The organism is Halorubrum pallidum, assembly GCF_055380345.1.
The window spans coordinates 590608-612770 of record NZ_AP043945.1 but is presented as its reverse complement, the minus strand read 5'-3'; the positions used below and the strand labels follow the sequence as shown (position 1 = coordinate 612770).

The window sequence follows — 22163 nt, the reverse complement described above, 5'->3', positions numbered from 1 at the left end:
CGGTCGGAGTCGCGGTGGCATCGGGATCGGCGGCACAGTCGAGACTTCCGATACCGACGGTTCGCGGCGCTGGACGGCGGGACGCGTCCGCTTCCTTCGGATCGATTCAGAGGATCGTTCCGTGTTTCTTCTCCGGGAGATCCTTTTTTACGTCTGCATAGAAGGCGAACCGCGCTGCGACCTCGGCGCGAAGTTCCGAGGGTGGGACGATCTCGTCGATGACGACCTCGCTCGCCGCGCGGTGGATGTCGATGTCCTCGCGGTACGCCTCGCGGAGTCGCGCCTCGGTCTCGGCGCGCTCCTCCGGGTCGTCTATCGCGGCGAGCTTCCGGGCGTATACGGCGTTTATCGCGGCCTCCGGTCCCATGATCCCGATCTCGCCGGACGGGAGTCCGATCACGCTCTCGGGGTCGTAGGCGGGGCCGCCCATCGCGTAGATGCCCGCACCGTACGCCTTGCGGACGACGACGGTCTGTTTCGGGACCGTGGCCGAGGAGGTGGCGTAGATCAGCTTCTTGCCCTTCTCTAATATCCCGTCCCTCTCAACTTGGCTTCCGGCCATGAAGCCGGGCGTGTCACAGAGGTACAACAGAGGGATCTCGTAGGCGTCGCAGGTCCAGACGAACTCGGCCGCTTTCTCCGCGGCGTCCGGGAAGATCGCGCCAGACCGCTCGGTCGGCTGGTTGGCGACGACGCCGACGGGACGGCCGTCGATCCGACAGAACGCGGTGACGATCTCGGGACCGTACCTCGATTTTAGCTCGAAGACGGACTCGGCGTCCGCGATCCGATCGAGGAGGTCGCGCACGTCGTAGGGGCGGGTCGGCGACGCGGGGATCAGCTCGTCGATGCCCTCGGGCGAGAGTTTCGGCGGTTTGGTCTCGGATTCGGGCGGCTTCTCGCCGGCGTGGTCCGGGAGATAGGAGATCAGGTCGGCGACGAGATCGCGAGCGTGTTCCTCGTCGCGAGCGACGAGGTCGGCCGAGCCGGACTCCTCGGCGTGGACGCGCGGGCCGCCGAGATCGTCCATCTCGATCTCTTCGCCGGTGACCATCCGCACCATCCGCGGCGAGGCGATCGCCATCGCGGACATCCCTTCGACCATCACCGTGAAATCGGCGAACACGGGGGTGTAGGCCGCCCCGGCGATGCAGGGTCCGTAGAGGACGCAGATCTGCGGCACCGCCCCCGAGAGCATCGAGTGGTTGTAGTAGAACTTCCCGATCCCCTCGCGGTTGGCGAAAAAGCCCGACTGCTGGTCGATCCGTCCGCCGGAAGAGTCCATCAGGTAGAACACCGGCTTGCCGGTCTTCAGCGCGCGCTGTTGCATCCGGAGGAACTTCTCGACGCCCTTCGCCGCCATCGACCCCGCCTTCACGGTGAAGTCGTTGGCCATGAAGTGCACGTCGCGCCCCTCGAACTCGGCCGCACCGGTGATCAGGCCGTCTGCGGGGAGGCGGTCGGCGGGCTCATCCGGAACGGCGTCGGCGCTGTCGTCCGGAACGGCGTCGGCGCTGTCGTCGTCGCTGCCGACCTCAGCACCGTGATCCGGCGCGTTCGGGTGCCAGTCGTCGAAGGCGGCAAATCGTCCGTCTTCGAAGTGCACGCCTGCGGGGCCGTCGCGGTCGGTACCGTCCTCGGCGGCGCTCGCGTCGTCCGCGCCGCGAGTACTTCTTTCGCCCCCGAACCAGAGGTCGAGCCGGTCGCGGACGAACATCTTTCCCTGTTCGGCAAGCCGGTCGCGGTACTCCTCGGGGCCGCCCTCACGGATGTCGTCGATCTCCGCGCGGAGGTCGCGCTCGCGGTCGGTGGGTCCCAGATCGTCGTCCAGCGGGTACTCGGTGTCCGGCGGGTCGGCGCTCGCGGCGGGCTCAGTGGCGTCGCCCACGTGTACGTCGACGGCCACGCCGAGGTGGTCCGCGAGCGACCGGGCTATCGCCTCGGCCTCCGCTGCCGTCGCCGCCGCGCCGACAGTAACTCTCATGTGTGCAATACTTGCGGTAGAACCTAAACCATTTTCCATGAGAGATTCGGCCACTCTAGCCGGTTCCCGACGACTCGGGACGAGCCGAGCGTGCAAAACGAGACCGTCGCCGAGCGGTGTCAGCCGTCGAGTGATTCTTCCAGCCGCTTGATCAGCGTCTCGTTGCCGACGTGGAGCGGAACGCGGTCGTGGAGGCCCTTCGGTTCGACGTCGAGGATGTCGGACGCGCCGTCGGAGGCCGCACCGCCTGCGCGCTCGACGATGTACGCGATCGGGTTCGCCTCGAACTGGAGCCGGAGCTTCCCGTCCGGCGAGTCGGTCAGGGCGGGGTACGCGAACACGCCGCCGTAGGTGAGCATCTGATTCACGTCGCCGACCATCGCGCCGCCGTACCGCAGCTTCAGTTCGGATTCGATCTCGCGGGCGTAGGCGGTGAAGTCGTCCGGCCAGTCGGGCACGCGGCCGCCGAAACCGTAGACGGTCGGGTCGTCGGGGAGTCGGAGGTCGGCTTCGACGACCGTGCGAGTGGCCCTCTCTCCGTCGTCGCCCGGTTCGACCACTTCCTCGCGCACGCCCGATTCGTCGGCGACGACCATCGTCGTGATCGGGCCGTAGAGCACGTAGCCGGCGGCGACGAGATCTCGTCCGGTCGCCGGGAGCGGCGCGTCGTAGACGCCCACGACGGTCCCCATGGCGTTGTTCGACCGGAGGTTCGAGGAGCCGTCGAGGGGGTCTATCGCGACCGCGTACGCCCCGTCACTTCCGACCGCACCGCCGGCGTCGACGGCGGTCTCGCGCTCCTCGCTGACGAACGAGCCGACGCCGTCGACCGCGATGATCGCCTCGCCGAGCAGTTCGTCGGCGTACAGGTCCCCGGCCATCACGCTCTCGCCGGAGGCGTTCTCCGTGCCGCTCTTGACGCGGCGACCGGGGAGGGCGGCGCGTATCTCGGGGGCGGCGGCCGCGACCGCGTCGAAGACCGCGTCGACGACCGGGTCGTCCGGTTCGGCACCGCTCTCGGCGTCGCGAGCGTCGCCCATCGGTCACGCTCCCGCGTCGGTCTCGGCGATCGCCTCTTCGGTGGACGCGCCCTCGAAGACGACGAGTTCCAGCGCGTCGAGGATCGCCGTCGGGTTGTCGCGCTGGAACACGTTCCGTCCCACCGCGAGCCCGGACGCGCCCGCGTTCATCGCGGACTCGACCGTGCGGAGGAACGACTCGTCGTTCGTCTTCGACCCACCGGACATGACGACGTCCGTTCGCCCCGACATTCGGACCGTCTCGGCCATCGCGTCCGGCGATCCCGGGTACTTCACCTTCGCGATGTCCGCACCGAGCTCGTGTGCGATCCGGGCGGAGTAGGCGATCGTCCGATCGGCGGTGTCGTTGCGGACGCCCTGGCCGCGGGGGTACGCCCACATGACGACGCCCATGTCGTTTTCGCGTGCCCCCTCGTGTATCTCCCGGAACTCCTCTGCCATCTCGATCTCGTTGTTCGATCCGCCGTAAAGGGTGAATCCGACGGCGTCGGCTCCGAGTTCGGCGGCGTACTCGGGCGAGCAGTTGACCGGCGTGTCCGGCTCGCCCATCCAGAGGTTCGAGGTGCCGTTCATCTTCAAAAGCAGCGATACCGCGTCCTCGTAGTCCGGGTAGTACGCCTCCGCGATCCCCTTCTGTACGGCGATCGCGGTAACCGCGTCGTGCGTCGCCAGCTCGAACACCCGTTCCGGATCGGCGGTCGCCGGGTTCGGATCGAAATCGACCGGGCCGTGTTCGAGCCCGTGGTCGTACGCGAGAATGAGCGATTTCCCGTCTCGTGAGATGGGGTCGGCGGCGGTTGGAAGCATCACTCGTAGTTCCAGTCACGTTATCAAAAAGACCTATGGTCGATTCGAACAGGCCACGGACCTCGTCCGAGCCGTCCCCCGTGACGTCGATTCCGGCCGCGGTATCACGACCCGGATCGACGGACCTCTGCCGAACGGTCGACATATCGGCGTGTTCGGTGCTCGAACGGCGAAATCGACCCATCCATTGAGGATTTTTCGGGCGCAGGATCGACACGGCGGCCCTCCGAACCGGTCGCCGTCGAACCCATGGCTAGCAAAACGAACGATCCGGCGGCGCACGCGAACGATATCGCCTCGCGGCGCGACGAGGTGCTCTCGTCGATCGCGTCCGCCACCTCCCGGATCAAAGACGTTCTGACGTACAGTTCGGCCTACCTCGTGTTCATCGCGATGGTCGAGGTGTTGACCGTTCACGTGGTGTTATCGCTCCCGTTGAATCCGGCACCCGTCGTCGTCGGCCTCGTCACCTTCTCGGTGTACGCCGGCGACAGGGTCGCCGACGCCGACAGCGACGCGCTGTCGACCCCGGAGCGGAGCGCGTTCGTGACGCGCCACCGCGAGGCGCTGTCACTCCTCACCGCCGGTGCCTACGGGGTCGCGATCGCGCTCGCGATCACCGGGGGCCCGATCGCGCTCGCGATCACCCTGCTTCCCGGCGGGTTCTGGATCCTCTACGCCTCAGACTGGTTCCCGACCCTCGGTCGGCGGTTCAAGCGGCTGAAGCAGATCCTCGTGGTAAACTCGGCGATGGTTGCCTCGGCGTGGGCGATCGCGGTCGTCGGACTGCCGCTCGCGTTCGCCGAGGCCGCGGTCACGCCGCTGTCCGCAGTGGTGTTCGTGTACTTCCTCGTCGACACGTTCGTCAACACGGAGATCCCGAACGTGCGGGACGTGGAGGCCGACACCGCCGACGGCGTCTCGACGCTTCCGGTCGTCTTCGGGATTCGCCGGACGCGACACGCCCTGTACGGGCTGGATCTGTTCCTCGTCGCGTTCGTCGCCCTGACGCTCGCGTTCGGTCCGCTCACGGTCGCGCTCGCGGGAGCGATCCTCGTCGGACTCGGCTACGCGCTGGTCCTCGCGTGGTTCGTCGGGCGAACGAACGAGCCCGGACGGCTCGCCATCGCCGGCGAAGCGAAACACCTCGTGGTGTTCGCGCTGCTACTCGTCTCCACGACGGGGCTCTGAACGCGCGATCCAGCGACCCGGGCGGTCACACGAGGCTCCGCACCCGCTTTTTTGCTGTCGCTCGTCGGGTGATTCATATACTCCGGTGCCGTGTACACGTGACGTGTTGCCTCCGACGTCGATCGTCGTCCCGCTCCTGTTCGGCTCGGTCGCCATCGGGAGCGGTGCCGCGATCCTCGCCTGGCGGGAGCGGCCGAACCCCGGCGCGACTCCTCTCGTGTGGCTGCTCGGCGGCCAGTCGGTGTGGGCGACGTGTATCATCTTCAGTCTCTCCGCCGAGTCGGTCAGCGGAACGCTGACCTGGACGAAACTCGGCTGGATCGGCGTCATGACGGTCCCCGTCGCGTGGATCCTATTTTCGCTGGAGTACACGGGACGGGACCAGTACATCACGCGCCGAAACGTCGCGCTGTTGTCCGTCGTCCCCGTCCTCACCGTGTGTCTCGCCGTTACCGAGCAGTACCACGGGCTCCTCTACGTCCGGGTCGCGGGCGTCACCGCGGACGGCGCGCTCGTCGCGCAACAGGGCGGACCTTGGTACGGGGTCACCGCGGCGTACACCTACCTGCTCGGCGTGCTCGGAGTCGTCCCGATACTCGGGCTCGTGTCGAGCCGCGCGACCGCGTTCCGGGGCCAGAGCGCGGCGCTGCTCGTCGGAATCGTGACGCCGTGGACCACGAACATACTCTATAACGCGGGGGCGCTTCCCTCCGCGGGCATCGACCCGACGCCGATCGCCTTCGCAGTCTCCGGCGTCGCGTACCTCGGTGCGATCAGGCGGTTCAGAATGTTCGGGGCCAACCCGGCCCCCACGTGGCGCGCCAAGGAGTTCCTGTTCGATCACATCCACGAGGGCGCGATCGTCGTGGACGGTCACGACACGATAGTGGAGATCAACCAGACCGGTGCCGCGATCCTCGGCGTCGACGCGGATCGCGCGCTCGGCTCCGCGGCGTCCGAGCTGCTCCCCGTGAGCGGCCCGATACAGGCCGACGGCGGCCGCGACTTCCTGACCGTGGGGACAGAGTCGACGGCGCAGTCGTACGACGTGACCGTGACCGAACTCACCGACCGCCGCGATCGCACGCTGGGATACGTGTTCACTCTCCACAACGTCACGCGGTACCTCCAGCAACAACAGCGGCTGAAGGTGCTCAACCGGGTTCTCAGACACAACATCCGGACGGAGGCGAACATCATTCAGGGGTACGCCGAACGCACCACCGGCGAGACGGCCGAGACGATCAAACGGCGGACGATGCGGATCGTCGAACTCAGCGAGAAGGGTCGCGACGCGATCGGCCTGTTCGAGGACGCCGCCGGCGAGTGGACACGGTCTCCGCTCGATTCGCTCGTCGAGGACAGCCTCGCCGACGCTCGCGACGCGTTCCCGGACGTCACATTCGAGGTGAAACGGCCCGACGAGAACGCGATGGTCCCGAGCGGCGTCGCGATCGTGGTGAACAACCTGATCGAGAACGCGGCAGTTCACAACGACGGGATCGACCGGCGCGTGGCCGTCGCCGCGTGGGTCGACGGTGACTACGCCGTGGTGCGAATCGTCGACAACGGCCCCGGGATCGACGAATACGAAATCGAGATACTCGATTCGGGCACCGAAACCGCGCTTCGACACGGAAGCGGGCTCGGGCTCTGGCTCGTGAAGTGGGGCACGGAGATGATCGGCGGCTCGGTCGACTTCGAGTCCGCCGATCCGACCGGAACGATCGTCACGGTGACGGTCCCGTTGAGCGATTCTGACGGGAGGACGCCCGCACCGAGAGACGGGTGACGACCGGAGAGAGAAGGCGGGCGAGAGCGAGAGGCCACCAAGGCACGCGTGGTCCGGTCTCGCGGCGTCCGGATCGGCGCACCCGCCGCGCCGCACGCGTCAGTGCACCCCGCAACGCTTACGGCGGCGAGCGGGGCAGTGGGTCACATGCGAACGCTCTCCGAGATCGACGTCGTCGGCGTCGTCGGCGCGGGCACGATGGGCAACGGGATCGCGCAGGTCGCCGCGACGGCCGGCTACGAGGTCGTGATGCGGGACATCGAGACCGAGTACGTCGAACGCGGACTCGACGACATCGACGACAGCCTGTCGCGGCTCGACGCGAAGGACGCGCTCGATGAGGGAGCGGCCGCGATCCGCGAGCGCGTCGACGGGACGACGGAACTCGCCGACCTCGCGGCCGCCGATCTCGTGATCGAGGCCGCGGTGGAGGATCTCGACGTGAAACGCGAGATATTCGCGGATCTCGAGGGAGTGACCGACGGTGACGTGGTACTCGCGACGAACACCTCCACGCTGTCGATCACGACCATCGCGAGCGCGACCGACCGCGCGAGCGACGTGGTCGGACTCCACTTCATGAACCCCGTCCCGATCATGGAGGGCGTGGAGGTCGTGGTCGGCGAGCGTACCGATCCGGCGGTCGCCGAGTTCGCGCACGCGTTCGCCGAGGACCTCGACAAGACGACCTGGGAGTCCGACGACAAGCCCGGCTTCGTCACGAACCGCATCCTGATGCCGTGGATCAACGAGGGGATCCGGGCGTACGACGAGGGAGTCGCCGAGAAGCGAGATATCGACCGCGGGATGAAACTGGGCACGAACGTCCCGATGGGGCCGCTCGAACTCGCTGACCACATCGGTCTCGACGTGGTCCTCGACGCCAGCGAGACACTCCACGACGAACTCGGCGACCGCTACACGCCGGCGTACCTCCTGAAGCGCAAGGTCGCCGCCGGCGACCTCGGGAAAAAGTCCGGGCGGGGATTCTACGAGTACGAGTGAGTGATACGCGACTACCAAGCGGGACGTAACTACGTGGCTGCGAACCGAGGCGCACCGATGGCGATTACGCCGGCGATACGGTCATGATAACAACCCGTGGGCGAGGCGATGGTCCGATTCGCAATGGCACGAACACAGCCGACTTCGGCGGACGAAGGCAAGCGAGTGGTCGCGGCGAACAACGAGGCGGTCGGGACGGTGTCGGAGGTGACGGACGACACGGTGTACGTCGAGTCGGACCCGGCGCTCTCCGAACAGACCCGATCGAAACTCGGCGGGGTCGACGCGGACGCGACGGAGTTCCCGCTCCACCCGGACCGGATCGAGGAAGTGACCGACGACGAGGTGCGAGTCGCGGTCGAGTCGCCGGACGAAACGGCCTGACCGGTCGCGCCTACCGATCGTTTGAGTTGACATCACGGCGGCGAGCCGGTTCGCGGTCCGGGAGCGCCGCGGGTCAGGTGCGTTCGCCCTTTTCGGTGCCCGCCGTCCACCGCCGCGCGCCGGGCAGGAGCCCGACCAGCGAGGTCACGTACCCGAACCTGAACAGCCCGAGCTGTGAGAGCCCGCCGAGGACGAACACGGCGAGGAACGCGGGCGCGGTGAGATCGAACAGCAGCGGCTCGACGGTCGGCCCCGCGGCGGCCGTGTCGAGGCTCGCGGGCGTGATCGACCGGGAGGCGAACGCCGCGCCGATGAACGCCGTCGAGACGACGAGCGTCGTTCGACTCGCCACGAATCCGACGAGCGCGCCGACCGCGATCCCGGCCAGCGTCGCGCCGACGAGGAGCAGTGACCCCTCGATGCCGCCCGCGGTAGCCGCGTACGTCGGGCCGGCCGCGAACCGCCCGGCGAAGCCGCCGACGAGCCCGCCGATGGCGACGACCGCAAACGAGAGCCCGGCGTACGCGAGGAAGCCGCCGACCGCGGCACCGACCGCGACGGCCCCGCCGGTCAGGAGGACGCCGTCGACCGCGACGATGCCGAGGAGGCTCGGCGCGGCGACGTAGCCCGCGCCGCCGCCGACGAGGACGCCGGTCAGCGTCACCGCGTACACGGAGACGGCGGCACCGACGAACGCGAGCAGCATCCCGACGAGAACGAGTCCGGCGGTGAGTGGCGTGATCATGGGCGGACGTGGCTCCCGATCGGACTTAAATTGTCGCGGGTCGCCGCCGCTCTGGAGTCCGAGTGGCTCACCGCGCTCGCCTGCCGGCCTGCCGGTCGATGTGACGCGTGTAACCCCCGATGGCGAGACCGAAGCCGACCACGAGTAGGACGAACCCGAGCATGCGCGTCGTCCCGACGGTCATCACCGTGAGGATCACGCCGAACACGAACGCGAAGACGCCGGCGACGACGATGCCGGCGTCGACGAGCGGGGACGGCTGGACCGCCTCGCAGTGCGGACAGATCCGCGCGTCGCTCGGGATCGGCTCCCGGCAGTCGACGCAGTAGACGCGGTCGCGGGACACACGCGCGATTGTCGTCGGCGAGGTATATACTGTGTCAGTCGGCGGCCGCCGCCGCGGCGTCGTCGCTCGCGCCGAGCGTCTCCTCGACCTGCGTCACGACGCCGACGAGCGCGACGGCCGCGAGCACCGCGCCGACCGCGAAGGGGACGACGAACCCGAAGCCGACGAGCCACCCGGACGCGAGCGGGCCGAGCGCGATGCCGAATCCGAAGCCCATCGTGAGCACCGACAGGGTCGTCCCGGACTCGCCCTCTCTCGCGAGGTCGCCGGCGAGCGCCAGCGACGGCGCGAACACGAACGCGACCGCGACCCCCTGCCCGAGCCGGACGAGGGTCATCACGATCGGGTCGGTAACGATCCCCTGTAGGAGCGTCGTCGGGGCGAGAAGCACGAACCCGGCGAGCAGGAACGGCCGCCGCCCGATCCGGTCACTCGCCTGTCCCACGGGCACTTGTAAGAGGACGTTCGCGATCGTGACCGCCCCGAACTGGATCCCGAACCACACCGGTGCCTGGTCGAGACGGACGTTTATCTGGTTCTGGAGCGTGGCGAACATCGCGATACACAGCCCCATCGCGACGGTCGCCAGCCCGAGCGCGAACACAGGGTCGAACAGCCGGTCCTCGCCGCGCACCCGGATCGAGAGGTCGTCGCTCGCCGCGCTCGACTCGGCGGCGTCATGGACGAGCAGGAACACCAGAGCGAAGCTGAGGTACGCCCCCGCGCAGGCCGCCACGAACGCCGCGTCAAACCCGTCGACCGTCGGGAGCCCGACCGGCGAGAGGTCGTACGGTCCGCCCTCGACGACGGCACCGGCGAACACCGGGCCGAAGCCGAACCCGATCAGCCGGAAGGTGTTGTACACGCCGAAGTTCCCCCCGCGGTCGCTGTCGCTCGCGGCGTACTCGTTGACGAGCGCGACCGTCGCCGGGATGATGAGCGCCGCGCCGAACCCCTGTGCCGCCCGTAAGACGACGAGGTGCCAGTACGTCTCCGCGACGACGTAGAGCCCGCTCGCGGTGCCGAGGAGCAGGATTCCGAGCAACACGTACGGCCGCCGGACGCCCGACCGGTCGGAGAGCCGGCCGGTCAGCGGCTGGGAGACGCTGTTGAGAAAGCCGAAAAGCGAGAGCACGATCCCGATGAGGAGCGGTTCGGTCAGCGTCACCTCCGCAGCGCCGAACCCGACCGCGGAACCGATCAGGGCGTCGACGTCGATCAGGTCGCTCGCGATGTACAGCGGCAACACGACGATGAGAAACGAGTTCCCGGCCGCTCCGACCATCCGCGCGAGCGCCAACACGATGACGCGGCGATCGGTCGCTGCGGCCCGCGAGAGTAGCCCCATTCACTCGCGGTTCGGGAAGCTCGGCAAAGGCGTTTATGGCCTCCCGAGAATCGATCCGGTTTCGGGGGTGACGAGCGCGCAGCTGTCCGATCCGGTAGCCCGCGTGATCCGACAGACCGCGTGGTCGTGGTCCAACAGACCCCGATATCGGGGACTGTCAGGCGGCGTCACTGCGCTGTGTCACGCCGCGGACCTCGAACCGAGCACCGCCGCCGTCGGCGTCCGTCGCCGCCACGTCCCACCCGTGTGCGGTGGCGATCTCGCGGACGATCGCGAGACCGAACCCGGTGTTTCCGTCGACGCCGCTTTCCCCCGGCTCGAAGAGGTCGCCGCGAACCGACTCCGGGATACCCCGCCCGTCGTCTTCGACGTAGAACCCGTCGGAGAGGTCGCCGATGCGGATCGTGACGCCGTCGCTCCCGTTGCCGTCGGTCGCGTGTTCCACCGCGTTGCGGATCAGGTTCTCGAACAGGTTTCGCAGGCGGTCGGGGTCGGCACGCACCTCGCGGTCCGTCTCGACGTCGAGCGACGAGTTCCCGGTGTCGACCGTGCCCCAGCTGTCGGCGGCGACGGCGGCGAGCGAGATCGCTTCCGGGTCGCCGACGGACTCGCCCTCGCGGGCCAGCGTGAGCGTGTGATCGATGATGGTCTCGATGCGGTCGAGGGCGTCGGCCGCGACCGCGAGGTGCTCTGCGTCGCCGTCGCGGGTCTCCGCGGCGAGGTCGACGCGTCCCCGCGCGACGTTGAGCGGGTTCCGGAGGTCGTGACTCACGATTCCCGCGAACGAGTCGAGCCGATCGTTCTGTCGCTTCAGCGCCGCCTCGCGTTCCTTGAACGCGGTGATGTCCTCTTGGAATCCGACCCACTCCGTGACTCGTCCGTCGTCGTCTCGGATCGGCGCGATGCTGACGCGGTTCCAGAACTCGGTGCCGTCCTTGCGGTAGTTCAACAGTTCGACGCTCTCGGGCTCGCCGGCGTCGATCGCTCGCCGGAGCCGCGCGACTGACTCCCCGTCGGTGTCGTCGCCCTGCAGGAACCGACAGTTGACGCCGACGGCCTCCTCGCGGTCGTAGCCGGTCATCTCGACGAACCGGTCGTTGACGTACACCATCGGATTGTCGGGCAGGTCCGGATCGGTGATCGTGATACCGACCGGGGCCTCGTCGAGCGCGCGGGTCTTCGTCTCCAGTTCCTCGCGCCGCTCGTGTTCGTCGGAGACGTCCCGCAGAATGCCGACGCTCCCCTCGAAACACTCGCCCTCGTACGGGAGCGCGGCCATGTGATCGCGACACGGGATGGACTCACTCTCCTTGGGGACGATGTCGACGCCGAAGTGCTCGACGTCCGGGCCGGCGCTCGACAGGACGTTCCCCAGCCGGTTCTCGGCCTCGGCGACCGCCTCGGGGCCCTTTATCAGATCGGGCGTGCTGCCGAGTATCTCCTCGCGGTCGTACTCGGTGAGCGCCGCGAACGGCTCGTTGACGAACGTGAACACGCCAGTCTCGTCGACGACGTACACCGGGTAGCCGAGCGCGTCGATGACGGTCGAGTAGCGGTCGGCGACCTCACGCGTCCGATGTTCCTCGACCGCCTGTTCGACGCGGTTCGCGAGCCGCCGGAGCTGCTCGGGGCCGCCTTTCTGGAAGTAGCCCGTGACCCCGGCATTGAGCGCTTGGCTCGCGATCTCCTCCGATCCCTTCCCCGTGTAGAGCACGAACGGGACACGGCGGTCGCGCTCGCGGAGCGCGTCGAAGAACGTCAGCCCGTCCATGCCGGGCATGTCGTAGTCGCTGACGACGCAGTCGAACGCGCCCTCGGTCAGCCGGTCGAGCGCGGCCTCCGGGTCCGTGACGCTCGTCACCGCCACCGCCGCGGTCAGTTCGCGATCGAGGTACGCCGCCGTCAGGTCCAGCACGGACGGGTCGTCGTCGACGTGCAACACGTCGATCTGCTCGGACATACGGATCGATAGTGCGGCCGGTGATAAACGAATACCGGCCGGAGTATCGGTTCTGGACCGGACACGAGCAGGTCGGGCGAAGACCGCGTTCGCCGCGCGTGGCCGGTTCTTAAGGTCGACGAGCGCGGAGGGGCCCTCGATGGGTGGTGAGACGCTCCCCGGAACGGCCGCGGCCGCCGACGACGACGGGAGCGACCGCGTCGTGTGCCACGTGGACATGGACTGTTTTTACGCCTCCTGCGAGCGCCTGCGGCGGCCCGAACTTGCCGACGAGCCCGTGGTCGTCGGGATGGGATACGAGGACGGCGAGACCGTCGGCGCGGTCGCGACCGCGAGCTACGAGGCCCGCGCGTTCGGCGTCGAGAGCGCGATGCCGATTTCGGAGGCGCTGGAGCGACTCCCGCGCCGCGCCGACGCTGACCCCGACGATCCGGACGCGCCTGGCCCCGAGGAGACCGGCCGGTACCTCCCCGTCGACCTCGACTTCTACGCGGACGTCGCCGGCGAGGTGAAAGAGGTCATCCGCGACTGCGCCGACACCCGGCGCGAGGTGAGCATCGACGAGGCGTATCTAGACGTCACCGACCGTACCTCGTGGGCGGTCGCCGGCGGCGAGAGTGAGTCCGATACGGGGGATGACGACGGCGATAGTGGAGAGGTGGCCGGCGACGGCAATGGCGGAGGGGTGGCCGGCGACAGCGGTCCGCCGCCGAGCGCCGCGGCCGGTCCCGCGGACGCCCGGACGCTCGCCGAGGGGTACGCCCGCCACGTCAAATCGCGGATCGAGCGCGAGGCGGGGGTGCCGGCGAGCGTCGGCGTTGCTCCCAACATGTCGGCCGCGAAGGTCGCGAGCGACGCCGACAAGCCCGACGGACTCGTCGTCGTCCCGCCCGGGTCGGTCGCCGACTTCCTCGCGCCGCTGCCGACCGCCGACGTCCACGGCGTCGGGCCCGTGACGGAGCGGACACTCGCCGACATGGGGATCGAGACCGCGGGCGACCTCGCCGCCGCCGACCCCGACAGACTCGACGCGGAACTCGGCGACCGCGGCCGGGCGCTGTATCGGCGCGCCCGCGGGGACGACGACCGGGACGTGACGCCCACCGGCCTCCCGAAGAGTCTCTCGCGCGAGTCGTCGCTACCGGCCACCGCCGACGACGAGACGAAGCGGGAGACGGTGTCGGCGCTGGCGGCGGACGTGGCCCGCCGCGCCCGCGAGCGGGGCTGTCTGTACCGTACCATCGGTATCAAGGCCGTCGAGCCGCCGTTCGAGGTGAACACCCGCGCACGAAGCCTCCCCGGCCCCGTCGACGACCCCGATCTCGTCGAGGAGGTGGCGCTCGACCTCCTCGGCGAGTTCGCCGAGGTGCGGGTCCGCAAGCTCGGCGTGCGCGTCTCGAAGCTCGACTTCGCAGAGAGCGATCAGGCGACGCTCTCGGGGTTCGAGACGGCTGCTCGGTCCGACGACGGAGCGTCCGAGTCGACCGCCTTCCGATCGACCGCCGAGAGCGATGGTAGCAAGCTCACCGAATGGGTGGGCGCGGAGCCGACGGACGAGGAGCGCGGAGACGGCGGAAGCGCCAGTCGGCCGCGAGGCGTCGAAGAGGAGCAGGCGTCGCTCAGCGACTGGGACTGACCCCGGCCGACGGTCGACACGGCGGCCACTCGACCGCGGCTCGCCGACCCGCGGACCAGCCCGACGGGACGATATTTTTTGTGCCGCCGAGGAGATCTCCGAGTATGCCCTCCCTCCGCACGCTCCTCCTCGGTCCCCCGCGTGATCGCCCGCGTCCAGACCCGCGGCTCGCCGTGCCGCCGGCGTGTTTCGCGCTCGTCTTCACCGCCTACGCGGTCGGCGCATTCGAGATCTCGGGCGGCGTCGTGTTCCTCGCGGGGCACGCGGCCGCCGTCGGCGTCCTCGGGGCCGCGGGACTCGCGGTTCGCCGAGAAGGCCTGATCGCCGCGTGGGCGACCGTCTACGCCGCGCTGCTCGGATACAGCGCGAACCACTACCTCCTCGGCCTGTCCGGGAGGTCCCTCGTGGAGCGGATCGTCGCTCTGCTTGGCCTCGACGGGCTGGTCTACCTCGGCGTGCAGGCGCTCGTCTTCGGGACGCTCGCGTGGGCGATAGGGGTCGGTGGGGCGCTGGCGGTCGGGCGGCTCCGCGAGCGTGCGGCTATTTAGCCCCGAGCGCCGATCGCGACTCATGGACGAGTCCGCTGCCGATCTGTCGTGGGAGACGCTCGACACCGAGATCGACTACCGCTGTCCCGGGTTCGACGTGCGCCGCGACGAGGTTCGGTTCCCGGACGGCGAGACCGACGGGTTTCACTACGTCGACGAGCCGCCGGCGGTCGTGGTCCTTCCCTTTACCCCCGACGGCGACGTGGTCGTGATCGACGAGTGGCGACAGGCGGTCGGGCGGGTGAACCGCGGGCTCCCCGCGGGGACGGTCGAGCCCGAGGACGACGGAGACCCCGGCGACTCCACCGACCTCGAACGCGCGGCCGCCCGCGAACTCGCGGAGGAGACCGGCTACGAGGCGGCCGCGTTCGAGCGGCTGACAACTGTCGAGCCGACGAACGGGATGGCGAACGCGGTCCACCACCACTTCCTCGCGACGGGCTGTGAACCGACCGCCGACCGCGACCTCGACCACAACGAATCGATCGCGGTGGAGACGGTGCCCTACGACGACCTCCTCGAAGCCGTCGTCGACGACGGGCTCCGAGACGGCCGCGCCGTGACCGCCGTGTTGTGGTACGAACTGCTGCGACGGTGAGCGGGCGGCTCCCCCACCCCGCGGGCGCGGGATGCCGTATCGACGAACAGGCCTATGCGTGACCGGTTCCTATCCCGGGTAATGACCGATCCCTCCAGCGGCGATCCGGACGACCCGGCCGCCGAGACGGGCGGCGGATCGTCGACCGACGGCGGATCGCCGTCTGACGGCGGATCATCGACCGACGGCGGATCACCGACCGACGGCGGATCACCGACCGACGGTACCGCACCGCCCGGCGGCGGCTCCGACGGCACCGTTTCGACCGGCGGTACCGCGTCGACCGACCGCGCCGTGCCGAGCGATGACGGTCCGGCGATCGGTGGCGATTCCCTCGCGAGGACTGTCGGCTCCGCGGTCGGCGTGGGCGTGCTCGGAGTCCTCGCGTACGTCGCCGTCTCGATCGTCTTCGCGCAGGTCGGCCAGTTGATCGGCGGCTTCTCGCTCGGAGTCTCTCTCGCGCTCTCGCTCGTCGTGGGGCAGTACGTCGCGTTCGTCGGGACCGGGCTCGCGTACCTGCGACTCCGCGGGTTCGGCCGGGAGCGGATCGTCGCGTACCTCGGAATCGAACGTCCGAGCCTCCTCGGACTCGTGATCGCCGTCGTCGGGGCGGTGGCGACGTTCGCGGTCGCGCTGACGCTGTCGGCGGTCGTGGCGTCCTCGGGCGTCGAGCCCGCGCAGAATCAGGGCGCGGCGGTGGCGATGCAGAACCCGGCTATCATCCCCGCGATCGTCCTCGCGATGTTCCTCGTCGTCGGCCCCTGTGAAGAGTTCCTCTTCCGCGGGGTCGTCCAGAGCCGCCTGCGCGAGGCGCTGCCGGCCGCCCCGGCCATCGTCGTCGCGAGCGCGGTGTTCGCTCCCGCGCACGTCATCTCGCTGTCCGGCGGCGGCGCGTCCGGCGTGTTGATCGCCATCGGTCTCCTCGTGTTCCCGAGCCTCCTGTTCGGCGTGGTGTACGAATACACCGGGAACCTCGTCGTCGTCGCCCTGATGCACGCGCTGTACAACAGCATCCTGCTGTCTCTCCTGTACATCGTCATCGCGTACGGCCCGGAGCTGGAGAGCGCGGCCGCCGGCGGGGCGGCGGTGCTGCCGGTCTGAGCGAGGCAACGAGGTCGAAATACGAGGCGGTCCCCGCTCGGAACGGACCGAGCCGCCCACGGGAGAATACCTGAACCACGGCCGTCCGGGGGGTCCCCGATTACTCGAAGCGTTCGACGGCCTGTTCGTAGCGTGCGGCGGGCTCGGCCCAGTCGACGACGTCGAAGAAGTTGTCGACGAACTCGCCGCGGGCGGGGCCGTAGTCGTGGTAGTAGGAGTGTTCCCACACGTCGAGCGCGAGGATGGGATGGCCGCCCCAGATCGCCCCCTGGTCGTGTTTGTCCACTACCACGTTGCGCAGTTGGTTCGAGAACGTGTCGTATACGAGCAGCGCCCAGCCGCCCGCTCCGGAGACCGCGGCCTCGAACTCGCCTTTCCACGCGTCATACGAGCCGAAGTCCTCCTCGATCCGGTCTGCCAGAGCGCCCGAGGGTTCGTCGCCGCCCTCGGGACTCATGTTCTGCCAGAACAGGTCGTGCAGAATGTGCCCCGACGAGTTGTGCGTCACGTTCCGAATCGCGCCCGCGGACGACGAGAAGTCCCCCGCCTCGCGGTTCGCCTCCAGCGTCTCCTCCGCGGAATTCCAGCCGTTCACGTACCCCTGATGATGGGTGTCGTGATGCCATTCGAGCACCTGCTCGGAAATGTGCGGCTCCAGCGCGTCGTACTCGTACGGTAACGGATCGAGTTCGTAGCTCATGTCGACATCGCATCGTATGGCCCCGGCCGATATGAACGTTCTCTGTAGCGGATTTCAGTAAGGATAGACACCTATCTCGAAATACCACCTAACGTCTCTTGGTGGCTACTTTATCGAATATTTCAAAGAAATCATGCTTATTCTGATATATCTTCACTACCGGCTCCACGGGACTTATCAGTCGCTGAACCCTCAGATGAGCTATGACATCTGACGCGGCGTCCGACGAGCGGTCCGCGGGCGAGGGCGACGGGCCGGTGGCCGGCCAGCCGGTGCGACACGGGACCGGCGTGAACTCGACCCGGGCGTTCCCGACCGAGGCGCATCCGAGCAGCCTCGACCCGTTCGTGCTGTTCGAGCGGTTCTACATCGACCCGGACACCGGGTTCCCGATGCACGAACACCGCGGGTTCGAGATCGTTTCGTACATGCTGGAGGGCGGGATGGACCACGCCGACTCGCTCGGCGTCGAACACACCGCTCACGAGGGCGAGGCCATGCGAATCACAGCCGGCGACGGGATCCGCCACTCCGAGTTCCCCGCCGACGGCGACGCCTGTAGCGGCCTCCAGCTCTGGGTGAACCTCCCGCAGAGCGAGAAGGAGGCCGAGGCGGACTACGTCGACGCGAGCGCCACCGAACTGCCCACGGAGTCGCTCGACGGCGCGACGGTCACCACCGTCGTCGGGGACGGCTCGCCGATCGATCTCCGGACGCCGATGACGTACCTCGATGCCCGCGTCGACGGCGTGTGGACGTGGTCGGTCCCGGACGGCTGGTCCGGCTTCCTCTACGGCGTCTCCGGGGCGGGGACCGTCGGCGGCGACGCGTTCGCTGAGGGCGACGTGCTCCCCGTCACCGAGGCGCGGGACGTGCGGGTCGAAGCCGGCGAGGACGCCCTCCGCGTCGTCGCGGTCGCCGGCCGCCCGCACGACGAACCGATCCAGTTGCGCGGGCCGTACGTGTTGTAGGCGGCCGATTCCGCGATCAGTCGTCGCCGTCCCGTCGATTCTCTGCGCTGCGGTCGGCCGCGTCGAGGAACACGAGCGCGCCGCCCAACAGCGCGAGGTTCTTCAGGAAGTTGATCTTGTTGCCCTGTCGCTCTTTGCCCTCCATCGTCCAGAAGTCGTGGATGGCGGGCGTCGTCCCGAGGAAGAAGACGACGAGCGCGCCCGCGGCCGCTCGCGGCAGCTTCCAGAGGACGATCCCGAGGTTGGCGACGACCAGCATCCCGGTGACGAGCGGGACGGCGACCTCCGGCATCGGGACGCCCTTTTCCTCGGCGATCTCGACGCGCTTGTTGTCACAGATCACGGTCGTTCTTTATAAGGAACGTACCGCCGTCTAGCGGATTTGAATCGTTATGAATTGGAACGGGCGCGACGAGCGCGCGTTCCCGCTCGTAACGAATCGACCTTTCGGGGCTGTACGGCCTGATTTCGGGGACTTCAGATCGGGGGTCTAATCGCGGTTCGCGCTAGCAAGCCGATGAACCTCGAACCAATCGACCCGGAAACAGCTGTAGAACTGTACCTCGCCGACCGCGAAACAGAGGTGGCCAAGGCAACGCTGTACTCGCACAGCTCTCGCCTCGGTCACTTCGTTCGCTGGTGCGACGAGGAGGACATAGAGAACCTGAACGAGCTGAGTGGACGGACCTTACACGAGTACCGCCTGTGGCGGCGTCGCGAGGGCGACCTTGCACCCGCCACGGAGAAGACTCAGATGGACACGATTCGTGTCTTCGTGAAGTGGTTAGAGAGCATCGACGCCGTCGTCGACGACCTCCACACGAAGGTGCGGTCGCCCGTGTTGCGAGACGGGCAGAACGTACGCGACGTGATGCTCGAGTCCGACCGTGCTGAAGAGATTCTCGAATATCTCTCAAAGTACGAGTACGCGTCACGCCCTCACGTCGTGCTCACACTGATGTGGCACACGATGATGCGGACCGGTGCGGTACACTCGCTTGACGTCGACGATTACGATCCGGAAGGGCGGTACATCGCCGTCGTCCACCGTCCTGAGACGGGAACGACGATCAAGAACGGGACCGATGGAGAACGGTTGATCGCGTTATCGAACACGGTGTGCGGGCTTATCGACGACTGGATAGCGAATCGGCGGCCCGATGTTGACGACGAGTTCGGCAGGCGACCACTCGTGTCGACATCGAACGGGCGTGCACATCGATCAACGCTTCGAGGAGATTGTTACAGGAACACAAGGCCTTGCGTTTCTACTGGAGAGTGTCCCCACGATCGTGATCCAGACGATTGTGATGCGATGGAATATACCGCTGCATTCGACTGTCCCTCAAGCGTGAGTCCACACGCTCTCCGGCGTGGTGGGATCACTCACCATTTGAACAGTGATGTTCCGAAAGAGGTTGTTAGTGACCGTGCAAATGTGACAGCAGGCGTTCTCGACGAACACTACGACCGGCGGAGTCAGCACGAAAGGATGGAACAGCGACGGGGGTATCTCGACAACATCTAAGACGTACTCAGTAACTGCCACTGGTCGTCGCCAAGCCGATCTGGATAATCGGTGTCAACACCTACGACATGCTTGATATCGAGTATAGGGTCGAAGACGGTCCCGATAACCACAGCGAAGATACCCTGTTGAAATCCTCAGCGGGTGTCACATTTTGACTTGCTGTGGTCAATACAGGAAATTCACGTATCAATCTGTCCGTGAGGCTGATTAGTCGTTATCCAATTTCACTCTATTTGCTTCGTATGTATCCTTCATCCATTTCCATAGCTTCTTTGATGGTGTGTTGTATGGGCAGTTCTCGGAGAAATCCTGATCTCCAATATCATCTATAGTTTCCTTGATAGTCTCGTTGGCAGATCGAGCTTTTTGTAAGTCCTGTTCTGCGCTTACTATACGCTTATCTCCTAAATTATTTTGTACTGCATCTTCTAATAAAATACTGTAGGCGTTTCTTACGGCGTTGTTCTCGGGACTTTCGAACCCGATATAATAATGGCCACATCCATAGCTTTCTAGATCGGCTATGAATTGAGTATAATCGTTCTCTTCCTTTTTTAGTATACTATTTGGGTCTATGGAACTATTTCTCAAATTCCTGTTCAATGTAACGAGATCAAATACCACATTAGCAATTGGTCCTTCTTTCATGGACTTATGTGCTGTAGGACGGTTTCCTGTTTCATAATCTCTCAAATCAAAATCGTCAATAAATTCCTGCCTTTTTTGTCTCCAAGACCTATTTGAATCAATAACAGTTTGGCATTCATCTTCTAAAAACAGATGGTTTTTGATAAGGTCAATATACATTTTCGTTGTATCCTCTACAATTCCAGAGTCAACAGGAAAAGGATAATCTTGGTTACGTTTTTTATCATATTCTAGAGAAATATGGCAATTGGATATAATTGTGCTGTCCGAGTTCTTCCACAAATCAACTAAAGAATTGAGCTGTTGAGCGTGGATTGCCGAAGATGTACCAATTTTTTTATTAGCCAAAATTCCCATATCGGGGAATATTTTAAATGTGATTTTGATAACTAGAATAGCAATAGATGCAGCGAGTGTAGCTAAAAAGGGCCATATAAATGCACTCGGTAATTGATGCCAATAATCGATCAGCCATCCGACCATAGCCTCACTTACAATCAAATTGGATTTAAAAATGAGGATGTAATTCATCGATCAACTGCATAGCTACAACTGAGGACATATTGGCTCTTTTGAAATCCTTCAATAGAGATATATCCTGACCGGTCGCGTTCAATATTGGTTACACAATTACCGCGCCCACCGACTACTTCTCAGAAGTCTATTAGGAACGCCGTGCAAGATACAGAGTGTGGGTTCAGCAGTCGGCCCTCGTTGGTTTCAAACCGACTTGGATGGATCAGTCGGTCAGTAGACTTGGGCACTTTTCATAGGATTCACCCTGTAGCAGTGGATTCATGATTCTGTAGACTCCCTAGACCCTCTGGCTACGACCCCCTTCAATCATATGTCTATAGACCTAAGTCATCGCCTATGTCCACAGATGAGAGGTCAATTAAGGAGTTTAACGCCAACCGATCCCTTGGCGACCGAACCCTTGGAGGGACCCTCACCATCACTTCCGAAGCCATCGAATTTACCCCGAATAAAGTCGACGAATCTCAGGGAAAACACGTTGTCAACATCCCCTTCGACGAAATTCTAGACGTGGATGTTGAGGAGAAGTTCAGTGGCGGATTCCGAGAGACAGTGTTTGGTGGTGGTCTCCGAGATCGGTTGCGGATTGAGATGGAAGATGGTACAGAAGAATTGTTCGTCGTGAACAACCTTGGCGAGGTGGTGAGCGAACTGGAGATACTTGCTGACGAGGATGATAGGGCGTCGGCTGCGGAGATGGTGAGGCAAAAGAACCAATCGAAAACTCTCGTAGATAAACTTGCAACTGGCGTGGCGTACGTCCTTGGTGCTATAGCTCTTCTCCTCGGGATTTCGTATCTCGTCACAGCGGATATCGCCGTGGCTGCTCTCCTTCTCATATCTGGGGTGATTGGTTTTCCACTGACAAGGTCTCTCATAGGGGACTGGTTTGGAGCGAAGATTGGACGATGGGTTGCTACGGCCGTATTCGTGGTTTGTTGGTTGTCCGCGTCGGCACTTCTCGGGTAGCTGTGATTCGTGGGTAGTGTCGTGGGAGTCTATTTTATTCACACAATTTGCGGTTAATTAAATTCTTTGGGGTTCACCTACATCGGCTGATTCCAACAGCACTGATTCCGACCCTCATGGTGACCGATACGCGTCCTGCATCTCGCACGGCTATCAGGACATCTCTCTGAACTGGTAGGAAATCCGATAGTCAATACGCAGTTCTCATCGACCGGCTGTTTCAGGCGAGAATCTGTCTGAAGAATAGGATTTCAACAGAGTCGAGATATTCGGAACGGTTCCCAAAGTGTACTCGCTGGAGGAGTCGTTATATCTCTATTTT

Annotated in this window: 20 protein-coding genes and 2 pseudogenes; 12 read left to right on the top strand and 10 right to left on the bottom strand. The window is 65.4% G+C overall.

The window, feature by feature from the left end; genetic code table 11:
• Positions 1-106 precede the first annotated feature (106 nt).
• The 3 genes from ACZ45C_RS04665 to ACZ45C_RS04655 form a co-directional block, all read right to left on the bottom strand.
• Positions 107-1984, bottom strand: a complete 1878-nt coding sequence (locus ACZ45C_RS04665; protein WP_460559427.1) for an acyl-CoA carboxylase subunit beta — start codon at positions 1982-1984, stop codon at positions 107-109.
• A 119-nt stretch (positions 1985-2103) separates the two neighbouring features.
• Positions 2104-3024 (bottom strand): class 1 fructose-bisphosphatase, encoded by a 921-nt coding sequence (locus tag ACZ45C_RS04660; RefSeq protein WP_460559425.1) that lies wholly within the window; start codon positions 3022-3024, stop codon positions 2104-2106.
• A 3-nt stretch (positions 3025-3027) separates the two neighbouring features.
• Positions 3028-3831 carry a class I fructose-bisphosphate aldolase gene (locus ACZ45C_RS04655; protein ID WP_460559423.1) on the bottom strand — a complete coding sequence of 268 codons (804 nt, stop codon included), beginning with the start codon at positions 3829-3831 and terminating at the stop codon, positions 3028-3030.
• Positions 3832-4080: 249 nt separating this feature from the next.
• Between ACZ45C_RS04655 and ACZ45C_RS04650 the strand changes: the two genes are divergently transcribed.
• The 4 genes from ACZ45C_RS04650 (at position 4081) to ACZ45C_RS04635 (ending at position 8203) form a co-directional block, all read left to right on the top strand.
• Positions 4081-5022 (top strand): UbiA family prenyltransferase, encoded by a 942-nt coding sequence (locus tag ACZ45C_RS04650; RefSeq protein ID WP_460559421.1) that lies wholly within the window; start codon positions 4081-4083, stop codon positions 5020-5022.
• A 103-nt stretch (positions 5023-5125) separates the two neighbouring features.
• Positions 5126-6814 carry a histidine kinase N-terminal 7TM domain-containing protein gene (locus ACZ45C_RS04645; protein WP_460559419.1) on the top strand — a complete coding sequence of 563 codons (1689 nt, stop codon included), beginning with the start codon at positions 5126-5128 and terminating at the stop codon, positions 6812-6814.
• A gap of 147 nt (positions 6815-6961) precedes the next feature.
• A complete protein-coding gene (locus ACZ45C_RS04640) occupies positions 6962-7819 on the top strand; it encodes a 3-hydroxyacyl-CoA dehydrogenase family protein (RefSeq protein WP_460559417.1) in 858 nt (285 codons plus the stop codon).
• Between the two features lie 123 nt (positions 7820-7942).
• A complete protein-coding gene (locus ACZ45C_RS04635; RefSeq protein WP_460559415.1) occupies positions 7943-8203 on the top strand; it encodes a PRC-barrel domain containing protein in 261 nt (86 codons plus the stop codon).
• Positions 8204-8276: 73 nt separating this feature from the next.
• Here the strand turns inward: ACZ45C_RS04635 and ACZ45C_RS04630 are convergent, their stop codons facing one another.
• The 4 genes from ACZ45C_RS04630 to ACZ45C_RS04615 all read right to left on the bottom strand — a co-directional run bounded on the left by ACZ45C_RS04630 (position 8277) and on the right by ACZ45C_RS04615 (position 12602).
• On the bottom strand, positions 8277-8948 hold the full coding sequence (locus tag ACZ45C_RS04630; protein WP_460559413.1) for a phosphate ABC transporter permease: 672 nt from the start codon (positions 8946-8948) through the stop codon (positions 8277-8279).
• A gap of 67 nt (positions 8949-9015) precedes the next feature.
• Positions 9016-9294, bottom strand: coding sequence for a zinc ribbon domain-containing protein (locus ACZ45C_RS04625; RefSeq protein ID WP_460559411.1), 279 nt, complete (start codon positions 9292-9294; stop codon positions 9016-9018).
• Between the two features lie 34 nt (positions 9295-9328).
• Positions 9329-10642 carry an MFS transporter gene (locus tag ACZ45C_RS04620; protein WP_460559409.1) on the bottom strand — a complete coding sequence of 438 codons (1314 nt, stop codon included), beginning with the start codon at positions 10640-10642 and terminating at the stop codon, positions 9329-9331.
• 157 nt (positions 10643-10799) lie between these two features.
• Positions 10800-12602: a PAS domain-containing protein gene (locus tag ACZ45C_RS04615; RefSeq protein ID WP_460559407.1), complete on the bottom strand. Its 1803-nt coding sequence runs from the start codon at positions 12600-12602 to the stop codon at positions 10800-10802.
• A 139-nt stretch (positions 12603-12741) separates the two neighbouring features.
• Between ACZ45C_RS04615 and ACZ45C_RS04610 the strand changes: the two genes are divergently transcribed.
• The 4 genes from ACZ45C_RS04610 to ACZ45C_RS04595 all read left to right on the top strand — a co-directional run bounded on the left by ACZ45C_RS04610 (position 12742) and on the right by ACZ45C_RS04595 (position 16485).
• Positions 12742-14238, top strand: a complete 1497-nt coding sequence (locus ACZ45C_RS04610) for a DNA polymerase Y family protein (RefSeq protein ID WP_460559405.1) — start codon at positions 12742-12744, stop codon at positions 14236-14238.
• 104 nt (positions 14239-14342) lie between these two features.
• On the top strand, positions 14343-14786 hold the full coding sequence (locus tag ACZ45C_RS04605; protein ID WP_460559403.1) for a hypothetical protein: 444 nt from the start codon (positions 14343-14345) through the stop codon (positions 14784-14786).
• A gap of 22 nt (positions 14787-14808) precedes the next feature.
• On the top strand, positions 14809-15384 hold the full coding sequence (locus ACZ45C_RS04600) for an NUDIX hydrolase (protein WP_460559401.1): 576 nt from the start codon (positions 14809-14811) through the stop codon (positions 15382-15384).
• Positions 15385-15465: 81 nt separating this feature from the next.
• Positions 15466-16485: a CPBP family glutamic-type intramembrane protease gene (locus ACZ45C_RS04595; RefSeq protein WP_460559399.1), complete on the top strand. Its 1020-nt coding sequence runs from the start codon at positions 15466-15468 to the stop codon at positions 16483-16485.
• 100 nt (positions 16486-16585) lie between these two features.
• Here the strand turns inward: ACZ45C_RS04595 and sod are convergent, their stop codons facing one another.
• Positions 16586-17185 (bottom strand): superoxide dismutase, encoded by a 600-nt coding sequence (gene sod / locus ACZ45C_RS04590; RefSeq protein WP_460559397.1) that lies wholly within the window; start codon positions 17183-17185, stop codon positions 16586-16588.
• Positions 17186-17388: 203 nt separating this feature from the next.
• Between sod and ACZ45C_RS04585 the strand changes: the two genes are divergently transcribed.
• Positions 17389-18156, top strand: coding sequence for a pirin family protein (locus ACZ45C_RS04585; RefSeq protein WP_460559395.1), 768 nt, complete (start codon positions 17389-17391; stop codon positions 18154-18156).
• A gap of 16 nt (positions 18157-18172) precedes the next feature.
• Here ACZ45C_RS04585 and ACZ45C_RS04580 read toward each other — a convergent pair.
• A pseudogene (locus ACZ45C_RS04580) lies at positions 18173-18490 on the bottom strand (DoxX family protein); the annotation flags it as partial.
• Positions 18491-18673: 183 nt separating this feature from the next.
• Here ACZ45C_RS04580 and ACZ45C_RS04575 point away from each other — a divergent pair.
• Both ACZ45C_RS04575 and ACZ45C_RS04570 read left to right on the top strand, forming a co-directional pair.
• Positions 18674-19684, top strand: coding sequence for a tyrosine-type recombinase/integrase (locus ACZ45C_RS04575; protein WP_460559393.1), 1011 nt, complete (start codon positions 18674-18676; stop codon positions 19682-19684).
• A gap of 20 nt (positions 19685-19704) precedes the next feature.
• Positions 19705-19824: pseudogene (locus ACZ45C_RS04570) on the top strand (IS5/IS1182 family transposase); the annotation flags it as partial.
• A gap of 70 nt (positions 19825-19894) precedes the next feature.
• On the opposite strand, the gene ACZ45C_RS04565 reads toward ACZ45C_RS04570, so the two are convergent.
• Positions 19895-20818 carry a hypothetical protein gene (locus tag ACZ45C_RS04565; RefSeq protein WP_460559391.1) on the bottom strand — a complete coding sequence of 308 codons (924 nt, stop codon included), beginning with the start codon at positions 20816-20818 and terminating at the stop codon, positions 19895-19897.
• A gap of 390 nt (positions 20819-21208) precedes the next feature.
• On the opposite strand from ACZ45C_RS04565, the gene ACZ45C_RS04560 reads away from it, so the two are divergent.
• On the top strand, positions 21209-21841 hold the full coding sequence (locus ACZ45C_RS04560) for a hypothetical protein (protein ID WP_460559389.1): 633 nt from the start codon (positions 21209-21211) through the stop codon (positions 21839-21841).
• Positions 21842-22163: the final 322 nt, after the last annotated feature.

Coding starts and splice junctions, on each gene's coding strand:
- ACZ45C_RS04620 (WP_460559409.1), bottom strand. CDS start 10,642: ATGGGGCTACTCTCGCGGGCCGCAGCGACCGATCGCCGCGTCATCGTG.
- ACZ45C_RS04605 (WP_460559403.1), top strand. CDS start 14,343: ATGCCCTCCCTCCGCACGCTCCTCCTCGGTCCCCCGCGTGATCGCCCG.
- ACZ45C_RS04600 (WP_460559401.1), top strand. CDS start 14,809: ATGGACGAGTCCGCTGCCGATCTGTCGTGGGAGACGCTCGACACCGAG.
- ACZ45C_RS04665 (WP_460559427.1), bottom strand. CDS start 1,984: ATGAGAGTTACTGTCGGCGCGGCGGCGACGGCAGCGGAGGCCGAGGCG.
- ACZ45C_RS04615 (WP_460559407.1), bottom strand. CDS start 12,602: ATGTCCGAGCAGATCGACGTGTTGCACGTCGACGACGACCCGTCCGTG.
- ACZ45C_RS04595 (WP_460559399.1), top strand. CDS start 15,466: ATGACCGATCCCTCCAGCGGCGATCCGGACGACCCGGCCGCCGAGACG.
- ACZ45C_RS04560 (WP_460559389.1), top strand. CDS start 21,209: ATGTCCACAGATGAGAGGTCAATTAAGGAGTTTAACGCCAACCGATCC.
- ACZ45C_RS04630 (WP_460559413.1), bottom strand. CDS start 8,948: ATGATCACGCCACTCACCGCCGGACTCGTTCTCGTCGGGATGCTGCTC.
- ACZ45C_RS04610 (WP_460559405.1), top strand. CDS start 12,742: ATGGGTGGTGAGACGCTCCCCGGAACGGCCGCGGCCGCCGACGACGAC.
- ACZ45C_RS04575 (WP_460559393.1), top strand. CDS start 18,674: ATGAACCTCGAACCAATCGACCCGGAAACAGCTGTAGAACTGTACCTC.
- ACZ45C_RS04585 (WP_460559395.1), top strand. CDS start 17,389: ATGACATCTGACGCGGCGTCCGACGAGCGGTCCGCGGGCGAGGGCGAC.
- ACZ45C_RS04565 (WP_460559391.1), bottom strand. CDS start 20,818: ATGGTCGGATGGCTGATCGATTATTGGCATCAATTACCGAGTGCATTT.
- sod (WP_460559397.1), bottom strand. CDS start 17,185: ATGAGCTACGAACTCGATCCGTTACCGTACGAGTACGACGCGCTGGAG.
- ACZ45C_RS04655 (WP_460559423.1), bottom strand. CDS start 3,831: ATGCTTCCAACCGCCGCCGACCCCATCTCACGAGACGGGAAATCGCTC.
- ACZ45C_RS04635 (WP_460559415.1), top strand. CDS start 7,943: ATGGCACGAACACAGCCGACTTCGGCGGACGAAGGCAAGCGAGTGGTC.
- ACZ45C_RS04650 (WP_460559421.1), top strand. CDS start 4,081: ATGGCTAGCAAAACGAACGATCCGGCGGCGCACGCGAACGATATCGCC.
- ACZ45C_RS04640 (WP_460559417.1), top strand. CDS start 6,962: ATGCGAACGCTCTCCGAGATCGACGTCGTCGGCGTCGTCGGCGCGGGC.
- ACZ45C_RS04660 (WP_460559425.1), bottom strand. CDS start 3,024: ATGGGCGACGCTCGCGACGCCGAGAGCGGTGCCGAACCGGACGACCCG.